The sequence below is a fragment of the Bartonella sp. CL436QHHD genome, from assembly GCF_042195105.1.
Classification (GTDB): Bacteria; Pseudomonadota; Alphaproteobacteria; order Rhizobiales; family Rhizobiaceae; genus Bartonella.
On record NZ_JBHINR010000033.1, the window covers coordinates 1 to 10,427 of the forward strand.

Below are 10,427 nucleotides of genomic sequence, written 5' to 3' on the forward strand. Positions count from 1 at the left end.
AACCGCTTGTCATGAGTTGGATATAATCGATAATCAAGACATCTAGACCATGTTGTCGTTTAAGACGCCTTGCACGGGCGGACAATTGTGCAAGGGATACACCCCCCGTTTGATCAATATAAAGAGGGATTGTTTGTAAGGAACGCATTGCGTGAATAATTTTTGCAAATTGCTCTTCTGAGATATTACCACGGCGCATATCAGAAGAAGAAACCTTTATTTGCTCTGAGATAATACGAGTTGCAAGCTGTTCAGATGACATTTCAAGTGAGAAGAAACCTACAATACCCCCTTCATTGGCTTGGCTGTTATCATGACGCTTGCAAGCATTGGCAATATTAAAAGCAATATTGGTCGCCAGAGAGGTTTTCCCCATTCCAGGGCGTCCAGCTATGATAATCAAATCGGATGGCTGTAGCCCTCCCATTTTCTCATCAAGTGTTTTGATATGGGTAGCTATCCCTGAGAGCCTTGAGGAACGCTTTTTCGCTGCACTTGCCATGTTAAGTGCTTTTGCAATGGCTGTATTAAAGTTTTCAAACCCACCCCCATATTTTCCCTTTTCTGCCAATTCAAACAACTGATTTTCAACAGTTTCAATTTGTTGTGATGTTGTAAGGTCTACAGAAACATCATAAGCTCTATTCACAACTTGAGTGCCAAGGTTAATTAAAGAGCGTCGGATAAACAGATCATAAATGACGATTCCATAATCTTTAGTATTAATGATTGTGACTGCCTCGGTAGCTAAACGCACCACGTAATTATATACAGTGATGTCACCAATTTTCTCATCATTTTCAACAAAGGGCTTAATAGTAATGGGATCTGCAACTTTTCCACTTTGAATAATTTGTGAAATGATATCAAAAAGCCTTTGATGCAACGGTTCAAAAAAATGCTCTGCTTTTAAAAAATCAGAAACGCTATCAAGAGCATTATTATTGATAATGATAGCACCCAGCAAAGCTTTCTCTGCTTCAATATTATGGGGCAGTTGACGAAAAGAAGATTGTTCTTCTGTTTGAAAAGAAGGTAATTTAACAGCGTTCATTTTATTCATTATGATTTAAATTGATTTGATAAATGATAATTATAAATCACTGAATCTACAGTGTGAATCCCATTTTTATTTTACTTAACAGCTTGCGTTTTGATACGTTTTGTGCAATAAAGAGATGTTCTTTTATATTTCGATTGGTTATTTTAATCGTTTATTTGGATCGCTAGCTGTTTTGATAATAAAAGCCGTGTCTTAAAGGACGCGGCTTTTTTTATGTAAATTCTAAGCAACATAAATAAGGGGCGGAGGGTATCTTCTGGTCGTATAGACTTTTCAAAGCTTAGAAGAAATGTATCTATTCAAGCTTACACCATTTTCGGCAGCTTGTATTGCAAGTTTTCTATGGAGTTCTGGTGGGATTCTTAATTGAAACTTACCACTATATTTACCATGCGACAAAGGCACAGGAACTTCTTCTCCGTTATGTTGCATGTCCTCAACAACTTCTGAAACAAGATCCATAATGCCTTTTAAAGCCTTCTCTGCTTGAGATGCTAACCATGAAAGGGATGGGAATTCTGCACACAATCCGACATATTCCTGATCTTCTTGCGACCACAAAACACGATATGTATAATGATTACTGTTCATGTTTTATCCTTTCTATCGCTTGCAATACTTGTTTGACTTGGTAGGCTTTTGCCTTATTGCCAGAATCTTTTTGAATATTCACACGCGGGTCACCAAGCCACGGGGTTTTAAACACAAAGTGACTCGTACCACTGTTCCGTGGTTCTCCAAAAAAATGTACACACACAGCCAACAAATCTGAAAACTTAATGTTCCTTGGTGATGCTTGCATCAAGCTGATTATTTTTTCAACTTTATTGTTCATAACCAATAATAGTATCACTATTAATCCTAGTCAATCATTTTATAAACCTTCCTAGTTAATCATTTTAAATCTATTGAATAGAGGCTTTTATGTATACAAGAAAAACTATCAGAAAAAGTTTTGTTGCGTTAAACAAAAAAAGAAAGCCGTGTCTTAAAGGACGCGGCTTTTTTTAATTCTATCTTTTAGAAGCCGCTTTAGTCAATTTATCTACAGTCTTTATCTATCTACAAAAGGATATTAAACCTGTAGAAATCTCTTTTCTTCCTGTAACCCATGCCCCCAAAATAAGTTGCGTATCTCCAAAAACACGCGCCCTGCCACCAATAATTGCCTTTCCATAAGCACGTACATTACCGTAAACCTTCGCAAACCCATTAACACACGCCTCATCACAAATTATTGCATTTTCAAAAACCTTCGCATGCCCCCAAACCATAGCAGCATTATAAACCTTGGCATCATCACCAACCCAGCAATTGCCATCATGTGATAAGTTGTATTCACTTTCAATAAAGCCCCCTAAATCTCCTTTTTTAACACTTCCAAAACTTCTTAAAGCTTTAATGCGATAAAGTGTTCTAACTCTACCATAGAGATGGTCTTTAACTTCTGTAGTTTCATTAGTAAGTTCATATTTTTTAGATACATTTTTAGTGGTCATAGGTTTTACTCCTAATCTAAATATTCAAACAAATTTTTAAATGAAATGGTTATAAGGAGGCGCCCCCGCCGCGCCCGCGCCGTCATTTACGCTGCTTTTTCTAAAATATTATTCGAGTTATATATGACTTTATTGCCACTATAAACCTCACCTTCCCTATGAACAAAATCACACTCTCTTAATTTTGCCTTGCCTGAAACCTTCCCATAAATTTTTGAATAACCTGATATTTTTGCATTACCATAAATAATCCCATGAATTTCAGCATGCCCTTCAATAACAGCGTTCCCATGAACGTGTGCATTTTTATAAAGTTTTGAAAAGCCTAGAACCTTGGCATTACCATAAACTTTTACATCAGCATAAATGCAAGCATATCCAGAAAGCTTGGCATTACCAAAAATATGTGTATCATTAAAAACCCAAGCATTATAATGAACGTGAGCATTCCCATAAATTCTTGCACGAGGATAAATACGTGCAAAACCATAAACCTCAGCATTTCCATAAACAAAGCCACCTACAACCGCCTTGCCATAAACACGGGCGTTTTCATAAATACAAGCTTCCACATTAACATGAGCATAACCACTTACAACGGCATTATCGTAAACCCGTGCATTAGCATAAACCTTGGCTTTACCTCCGACCCAGCAATTGCCATGATGCGATAAATTGTATTCACTACCTATAAAACCGCCGAGGTCCCCTTTTTTGACATCTCCAAAATCTCTTAATGCTCTAATTCTATGAAGTGTCTTAAAACCAACTTCAATCGTCTCGCCTGTAAATTCGTATTTTTTTGCAAACTCTCTCTTTTTAAAAGAGCCATTATCATCTGTAATAAAAAAGGAAGATTCTTGATTTTTAACTGTAGCTTTCATGCTAGTAATCCTTGTGATAATTGGGTTTGTTATTAACACCCCATAAGGGCGTCGGGTGCTAACAAACACGGTCACAAGTCCGTCGTTACACTTTTCTCATAAGAGTATTGTATGGTGTAACCACACCCGACAAAATCGTTATACGCTATTCAAAGCATAAAAGACAGCCAGTATTTTTAAGAAATGGGAAAAACCTTATCGGTGTTTATCCGCTTGTGATTTAGTGTTGTTAAGCACTTGTCGACCTTAATAAACGACCTTTTCTTTAATGTCAATACGTATTTTTTATTTTTTTCAATTTTTTTCATTTTGATACCTACCTAATTGAATATCAAGTGCTTTCTCTAGTTCACTGTCTATATCATCATAAGTTTTCACTGCTTTCACTGTACGTTTTTTGATTTCCCTATTCACCTCGTCTATCAATGCTTCGCAACTCAATACGCTTCTTGGCAAATCACCACCGTATATCCAAGCTTTCACTTGCGCCTTGGTACTGTAATCAACATTCTCAGGCATCTCATGATACTGACCACCGTCAAATTCTTCGTATTCTCTTGTGCCATCATCATATTCGTAAAGGTTATAAAAATACTCTGCTACCCCTAATCCCCATGGTGCATGCCCCACCGCCGTTGCAACCCACTTTTTTTGCCCTTTCTGTTTACGTTTTTTTAAAAACATCTGGTTTAATATCCCCTATCTAAATCCATAACTTTACCAATGGGTTTATTTGCCTCAAAATGGACCGTACAGAAGCGTTTTTAATTTCAATGTGGTTTTTATCACAAAATCTTTAAATCGCTCTGTACGGTGCCTTTCTGTCAATTTAAACGCATCTCTATTCTCAAAATCATCAGCAAATTTCACTACTTTGCTGTTTTTTCGGATCCTTTTAAATACGATTTCATGACTGATGCTCCCGAAAAAAGCTCTATTTCTGATCCATAAGTGTCTTTAAGCGTAGATCGCTGTTGGGGGTATGCTAAATCTTTCTGAAAGCTTATTTGCGAAATTGTTTGATGATGATTTATAGCATGCGGTTGCATATAGTTTTTCCGTTTCTAATTTTTTGTGTTTCTTAATTACCAATCCATATTCTGGATGCGTAATCCAATTATCCCAAGCGCTTTGCCAATCGCGTTCATTTGCATTTCGACATGGATTGGTTTTTGAAAAGCGTACAAATTTTTCAAATTCTGATAAGGCTTCACCATGCGTTAATCCTTGTTCAGTTGCGTATTGAAAATCGGGTTTGAAATCTTCTAGTATTCTTTCAACTTCTTGTTTTTCCCTTGTTTTCTTTGTTCCTTCAAAAAAGTTTGCTTTCTCTGGAAAATAAGCAGGCATCATCGTGTCAAAGATTTCTGAAAGTTTTTTTCCAACCTTTTTAACTTTTCGTGAAGGCAATTTCGCAATCATCGCTTCGTTAATTTGCCATCGGTTGTTAACTTCGTTTGAAAGATTGATATTTTGCTCGCGAATGATTGGTTGTTTGGTTTCTATCGTTTTGATTTGCTCTGATTGGCTTTCAACATCACACTCGATTGCCTTTTCAACAAAATCGTTTGTTTCTAAATTTTCAAAATCAATTTCTCTTTTTGATAAAATAATAGTTTTATTTTTATTGTTATTGTTAATGTTATTGTTAATGTTATTGTTATATATATAGGCATCATTAAGCATCGCTTTAGCATCATGCTTAGCATGCTTAGCATCATTAAGCATCGTTTTAGCATCATTAAGCATTGCTTTAGCATCGTTTTTATCAGTATTTTCAGTAACTTGAGCATCATCACAAGCATCACAAGTATAAGTTGTATGTTTATCCCATCTTGCCTGCGCTGCTTTCTTTGCTCTCTCCGATAATCTCTTTGATCGTGATGCTTTTGATACCTTTTCTAAACTCTCATGAGAGTTAGTAAGCTCTTCTTCAACATCTAAATTCCACAAGCGACCATCTGCTAAACGAATGAAATATCCTTCTTCAAGCAAAACATTCAGTGCCGCTTCAAACTTCTTCACTGAATAACCAGTGTAATTAGATAAAACTTTAATATTATAAAAAAGAGGTTCACCAGTACGCAACATACGTAACCGTAATCGCATATAGATATTGCCCTCTACAGCAGGCAAATAATCAACAACTATTGCCCACTTGTCTGCAAAAAGCCTCGTCCATGGCAACTTAGTTGACATACCCCAATTCCCTTTCTTTAACTAAATATAAAATTGCTAAAGCATCTGCTTCGTTATCATCTTTCGGATTGTGCCCTTTTGCACGCACCGCCTTAATCATCTCTTCTTTCGACGCATTCCCCTTGCCTGTCGTCGCTTTCTTAATCGTATTTACTGGTATCCCCTCATACGGTATCTGATGCTGTTCACACCACGCCGTTAACGTTGCTAACAAACCACCGTAAACATGCGCTGCATCTGTACCTTTATGACGCCTCACCTCTTCAAAATACACCACGTCAATTTGACCTGCTGTCTGCTTTATTTCTGATAGCCATTGCTTAAAGCGCAAGTAACGCATTCCACCGCCTTCAAAACGGCGCGATTGAAAATTCACGGTACCACTGAACATGTCACCACTTGCACCACGTATCGCCCACCCCGTTTTGGTACCTAGATCAAAACAAAGAATCGTGTTAATCACCACACCACTCCATACATAACGTGTTTTATAAGATTGTTTTTTTCCGAAAATGAAGGAAAGAAGGGTGTATAGGATATGGAAACAATACTTAAATGGATAAGTGCATTAGATACTACTGTCATTGCTATTCTTAATGGAATTTTCCTTTTTTGGTTTAGAAAACAAGACTTAAAAAAAATAGATGAACAAATAAAGCACCTTGAAAGCCAAGCTGAAACGGCAAAAAAACATCTCACCATCTTATGGCAAGAAAAAGAAACGCGAGACTTAGGTCCAAACCTAAAGGTTGTTATAGATGGGAAACCATACGCATATAGGAGCGGTAAAGATTTCTTTATTAGAGTAGATGTAATCATAAAAAATCCTACAAAATATTCAATAAAAATGAATAATTTTCAGATAGATAAAAAAAGTCCGTTTGCATTTGTTGAAGGTGGTTCTATAGATCATGTAATAGCTTTTACCCCTGAGAATGAAAAATACATGGGGTTTGAAAGCCCTTTTAGAGCAGACTTAAACTCTCAGGACATATGCGGCTATTTTAGTCTAAAAAGACATGAAAAAGCACTATTTACTCTCACAGTTCGCCACCTCAAACCAAATATCGAAACTGTACCAATCTTTATCATTGAACACACTTCATCAAATCACCCAGAAAGAGTGGTTCAAACTAAGTTTTGGCCTAGCTTTTTTCTATCTTTTGAAGAATAGAAAATGTTAGAAGGAGATAATTTTTGAATTATCTTTTCTTGCTCGTGTATTATTTTATCTTTTTCCATTATCTCATCTCTTAAATTTTGTGTCTTTTTATAGAAGTAATAAACGTGATAAAGTGCCACTACGTTACAAATTATTAATGTGATATATTTAGATAAATACTTAATTTCTTCTGGACTCATCTTTCTCTCCTCACTTACCCTTCTTCTTACTCTTCTTATTCTTATGAGACGGTGCTTTTACTGCTTCATCACGCTGTTTAAGCTCTTGTGTTAGTCTTTCAACTTCCTCGTCGCGTGATTGAACATCTGCTTTTAGTGCCTGTATCTTTTCACTTTTCCGTTTAAACTCTTCTCGGTACGCATCTATCTTTTGTTTAAGTTTTTCAATTTCCTCGTCACGTTCTTCAATCTCTTGCTTCAGTTCTTCCATTTCCTCCTCGTCACATTCTTCCATCTTTTGCTTCAGTTCATCAATTTCCTCGTCGCGTTCTTCAATCTCTTGCTTCAATTCTTTAATTTCCTCGTCGCGTAATTGAACATCTGCTTCGAGTTCTTTAATTTCCTCCTCACGTTCTTCAATCTCTTGCTTCAATTCTTTAATTTCCGTATCACGTGATTGAACATCTGCTTCGAGTTCTTTAATTTCCTCCTCACGTTCTTTAATCTCTTGCTTCAGTTCTTCCATTTCCTCGTCGCGTTCTTCAATCTCTTGCTTCAATTCTTTAATTTCCGTATCACGTGATTGAACATCTGCTTCGAGTGTCATTACAACTTCACTTACATTTCTGAACGCCTTTTCATGCTCTTCAGTCTTTTGTTTCAGTTGTTTAATTTCCTCGTCGCGTTCTTCAATCTCTTGCTTCAGTTGTTTAATTTCCTTGTCACGTTCTTCAAGATCCGCATCACATTCATCAATTGTCTGCTTGCTTTCCATTAAATACCTAAACTCATTCTCTTTCATTTTTTTCTTAATATCTTGAACCTGCTCTTTAAGTGCTTTAACTTGGTTGCGATAATGCAATGCAATACGAAACATCACTCCGCTTAAGAGCAAAACTGAAACCACTGCTATCCATAAAATTTCATTCGAACTCATCTTTATCTCCTTTAATTTTTATGAGGGCGGTCATCATGACCAATCTGTTGTGCTTCGCATTCCATTAAAAAAAGAATGCAACAAGCCGCATGTGCCAAGTGTGATAAATCACTCTCAGCATCCTTATGCTCTCCACCAAACCATGCTAATAAATGACGTAAAGCAGCACCGTGAAACCTGCTCCAGTGCATGCCATTACGCCAATTGTTTGCTCCGTACTTCTTTGCCCCAAACTCTAAAACTTTACCAATTTCAAGCAGTGCCAACGGCGGTATAAGCTCTACACGAGGCTTACCATCATCATTCTTATGCGCTTCATTTGCATTATGTGAACACATATAAACTCTGTCGCCACCATATTCTTCAGTGCCGCAAACATATGCATTTCCATAAATCTTGGACTTACCATAAACCACGGCATGACCGAACACCTTAGCAGCATCACAAACCTTGGCATAACCACAAACCTTGGCGTTGCCATAAACCTTGGCGTTGCCATAAACATGGATATTATCGTAAACGTAAGCATTACCAAAAACCGCAGCTTCATCACAAACCTTGGCATTGCCAAATACATGCGCATTACCACAAACCTTGGCGTTGCCATAAATCGCAGCTGCTAAAAGAACATTGGCATTCTCATAAACACGGGCATTGTCATAAACATGAGAAAAACCAAGAACCTTGGCATTGCCAAAAACACGTGCATCACCATAAACCCATGCCCTATTCCCAACCCAACAATCACCTTCATGACTTAGGTTGTCTTCTTTCTCTATATAGCCTCCTAAATCACCTGCTTTAACATCACCAAAGTCTCTCAGTGCACGAATGCGGTGAAGTGTTCTGCCATCAAACTCAATTGTTTCATCAGTAAGTTCGTATTTCTTTTCTACAGCCATCATCACCTCCTTAAGGCTGCAAAGTCTCACGCGCGCTATCAACGCCGGAACTTTTTGCAATTGAAGGAAAATTCTCTTGATACCAATCGCTAGGGCTTATGTAATTATCGGTAACTTCTGCTATCTTTTTTATTATCTTAGGATGCGGAAATCGCTTCTTATTTACATAGCGTGCTACAGATGCTTGCGTAACACCTACCAAAATCGCAAACTCGGCATAAGTAATATTATTCTTTGATAAATACAGTTTTAGTTTAGACATTCCTTTTTATACCATATCGGTATTATTAAAACAAGGAAATTTTACCATATTGGCATTTGAAAGGATTTTTTTTTTAATTAGGATAAGAATCATGAATAATTTGAAATTTTTCAGACAAAAAGTCGGTTTAACTCCAAAAGAATTAGCCGAATTGGTGGGAACTAGTCAGCCACAAATTTTTCGTTTAGAAAATGGGCAACGAAAATTAACAAAAGAGTGGGCTATACGTTTGGCACCACACTTAAAAATTACTCCCAAACAATTGTTGTTTTCAGGAAATAAGCCTAATAGCTTAGATGAACAAATTGAAGATATGTTAGAGCATCTAAGCTACGATAATAAGGTTAAACTTCTGGATCTCCTTTCTTCATTTTATCAAGATAAAAAAGAATAAACTCTCTTTTTTCATCTTCTGTCAATTTATTCCATAGTTCCAATATTTGCGTATTAATTGACCATTTTTCATCCATTTGTTCTACTCATAAAAAATAAAAAATAAAAAATAACCATTTTGGTATTGACTTTAAATTACCATTTTGGTATCAAGATATCCCATATCTTAGAAAATAACTTTTGCCAATAGGCAGTATGGAGGCATTTGTGAATAAACCAGTGTTTATAAATTCTGATGAAATTCTCTTAGTGATGTGCGAAAATGAAGAGCAAAATCTCGCTAAATCTGGTCCTTTCTTAGAAGAAAGTGACATGATCAAATTTATCGACCAAGCCGATAATGCTGTCCAAATTTTGCGTATTGAACCAACGACTAATCGTTGCGAAGATATCTCTGAAGATATTGCCGAATTCTATCTTAAAGAATGTGAAGAGCAGTGTTTCAACGGAAACATTCCTCACGATTTTATTCTACACAGCACAGCATACGGTTTTTTTTTAGATGATATAAAACAGCGCGAATATGATGATGCAATGTATGGTTCTTACGAAAAACAACACCGTTTGCGTCCTTGTGATGTGCTTTAAAAGCTAAAGGCGTTTTTAAAAGACGCCACCTTTTCAAAAAATTCACCACACAATGCAATGCCGTTCTTTTGCAAGAACGACAAAGGCAGAATCTAACTTAAAGGAGTAAAACCATGGAAAAAAAATACGAACTTACTGATGAAACAATTGAGTTTGATAGAAAAACTCTCCACCGCATTCGTGCTTTAAGGGATTTTGATGATGTTAAAGCAGACGACCTAGGCGGCTATATCGAGAAAGAAGACAATCTAAGTCATGATGGTAATTGCTGGGTAGGTGATGATGCAAAAGTCTATGGTTATGCCAAGGTTTTTGGTGATGCACATGTTTATGGAAACGCTCGTGTAGATGGTCATGCA

At 36.7% G+C, this 10,427-nt stretch carries 14 protein-coding genes and 1 pseudogene; 4 read left to right on the forward strand and 11 right to left on the reverse strand.

Features of this window, described 5'->3' with window-relative positions:
- The 8 genes from ACFIKN_RS05800 to ACFIKN_RS05835 form a co-directional block, all read right to left on the reverse strand.
- A partial coding sequence (locus ACFIKN_RS05800; RefSeq protein ID WP_375658054.1) for a DnaB-like helicase C-terminal domain-containing protein occupies window positions 1-1,054 on the reverse strand: 1,054 nt, incomplete at its 3' end.
- 282 nt (window positions 1,055-1,336) lie between these two features.
- On the reverse strand, window positions 1,337-1,654 hold the full coding sequence (locus ACFIKN_RS05805) for a type II toxin-antitoxin system HicB family antitoxin (RefSeq protein ID WP_006590330.1): 318 nt from the start codon (window positions 1,652-1,654) through the stop codon (window positions 1,337-1,339).
- Window positions 1,644-1,916: a toxin HicA gene (locus ACFIKN_RS05810; RefSeq protein WP_273791602.1), complete on the reverse strand. Its 273-nt coding sequence runs from the start codon at window positions 1,914-1,916 to the stop codon at window positions 1,644-1,646. Before ACFIKN_RS05810 ends, ACFIKN_RS05805 begins: the two co-directional genes overlap by 11 nt.
- 205 nt (window positions 1,917-2,121) lie before the next feature.
- Window positions 2,122-2,562 carry a hypothetical protein gene (locus ACFIKN_RS05815; RefSeq protein ID WP_375620303.1) on the reverse strand — a complete coding sequence of 147 codons (441 nt, stop codon included), beginning with the start codon at window positions 2,560-2,562 and terminating at the stop codon, window positions 2,122-2,124.
- Between the two features lie 86 nt (window positions 2,563-2,648).
- Entirely contained in the window at window positions 2,649-3,446 is a 798-nt protein-coding gene (locus ACFIKN_RS05820) for a hypothetical protein (RefSeq protein WP_375658055.1), read from the reverse strand.
- Window positions 3,447-3,740: 294 nt separating this feature from the next.
- A complete protein-coding gene (locus ACFIKN_RS05825) occupies window positions 3,741-4,130 on the reverse strand; it encodes a hypothetical protein (RefSeq protein WP_375658056.1) in 390 nt (129 codons plus the stop codon).
- Window positions 4,131-4,403: 273 nt separating this feature from the next.
- Entirely contained in the window at window positions 4,404-5,645 is a 1,242-nt protein-coding gene (locus ACFIKN_RS05830; RefSeq protein WP_404977334.1) for a hypothetical protein, read from the reverse strand.
- Window positions 5,635-6,108, reverse strand: a complete 474-nt coding sequence (locus tag ACFIKN_RS05835; RefSeq protein WP_375645343.1) for a crossover junction endodeoxyribonuclease RuvC — start codon at window positions 6,106-6,108, stop codon at window positions 5,635-5,637. The genes ACFIKN_RS05830 and ACFIKN_RS05835 overlap by 11 nt, the downstream gene beginning before the upstream one ends.
- Window positions 6,109-6,183: 75 nt before the next feature.
- Between ACFIKN_RS05835 and ACFIKN_RS05840 the strand changes: the two genes are divergently transcribed.
- Window positions 6,184-6,819, forward strand: a complete 636-nt coding sequence (locus ACFIKN_RS05840; protein WP_375612671.1) for a hypothetical protein — start codon at window positions 6,184-6,186, stop codon at window positions 6,817-6,819.
- A gap of 198 nt (window positions 6,820-7,017) precedes the next feature.
- Here the strand turns inward: ACFIKN_RS05840 and ACFIKN_RS05845 are convergent, their stop codons facing one another.
- The 3 genes from ACFIKN_RS05845 to ACFIKN_RS05855 form a co-directional block, all read right to left on the reverse strand.
- Entirely contained in the window at window positions 7,018-7,923 is a 906-nt protein-coding gene (locus tag ACFIKN_RS05845) for a hypothetical protein (RefSeq protein WP_375658057.1), read from the reverse strand.
- An 11-nt stretch (window positions 7,924-7,934) separates the two neighbouring features.
- A complete protein-coding gene (locus tag ACFIKN_RS05850; RefSeq protein ID WP_375654754.1) occupies window positions 7,935-8,261 on the reverse strand; it encodes a dATP/dGTP diphosphohydrolase domain-containing protein in 327 nt (108 codons plus the stop codon).
- Between the two features lie 574 nt (window positions 8,262-8,835).
- Window positions 8,836-9,087 (reverse strand): helix-turn-helix transcriptional regulator, encoded by a 252-nt coding sequence (locus tag ACFIKN_RS05855; protein WP_273791720.1) that lies wholly within the window; start codon window positions 9,085-9,087, stop codon window positions 8,836-8,838.
- A gap of 91 nt (window positions 9,088-9,178) precedes the next feature.
- Here ACFIKN_RS05855 and ACFIKN_RS05860 point away from each other — a divergent pair, with 91 nt between their 5' ends.
- From ACFIKN_RS05860 to ACFIKN_RS05870, 3 genes and pseudogenes are all read left to right on the forward strand, one after another.
- Window positions 9,179-9,481, forward strand: a complete 303-nt coding sequence (locus ACFIKN_RS05860) for a helix-turn-helix domain-containing protein (protein ID WP_183229374.1) — start codon at window positions 9,179-9,181, stop codon at window positions 9,479-9,481.
- 206 nt (window positions 9,482-9,687) lie between these two features.
- Window positions 9,688-10,068 carry a hypothetical protein gene (locus tag ACFIKN_RS05865; protein WP_375621921.1) on the forward strand — a complete coding sequence of 127 codons (381 nt, stop codon included), beginning with the start codon at window positions 9,688-9,690 and terminating at the stop codon, window positions 10,066-10,068.
- 113 nt (window positions 10,069-10,181) lie between these two features.
- A pseudogene (locus ACFIKN_RS05870) lies at window positions 10,182-10,427 on the forward strand (hypothetical protein); the annotation flags it as partial.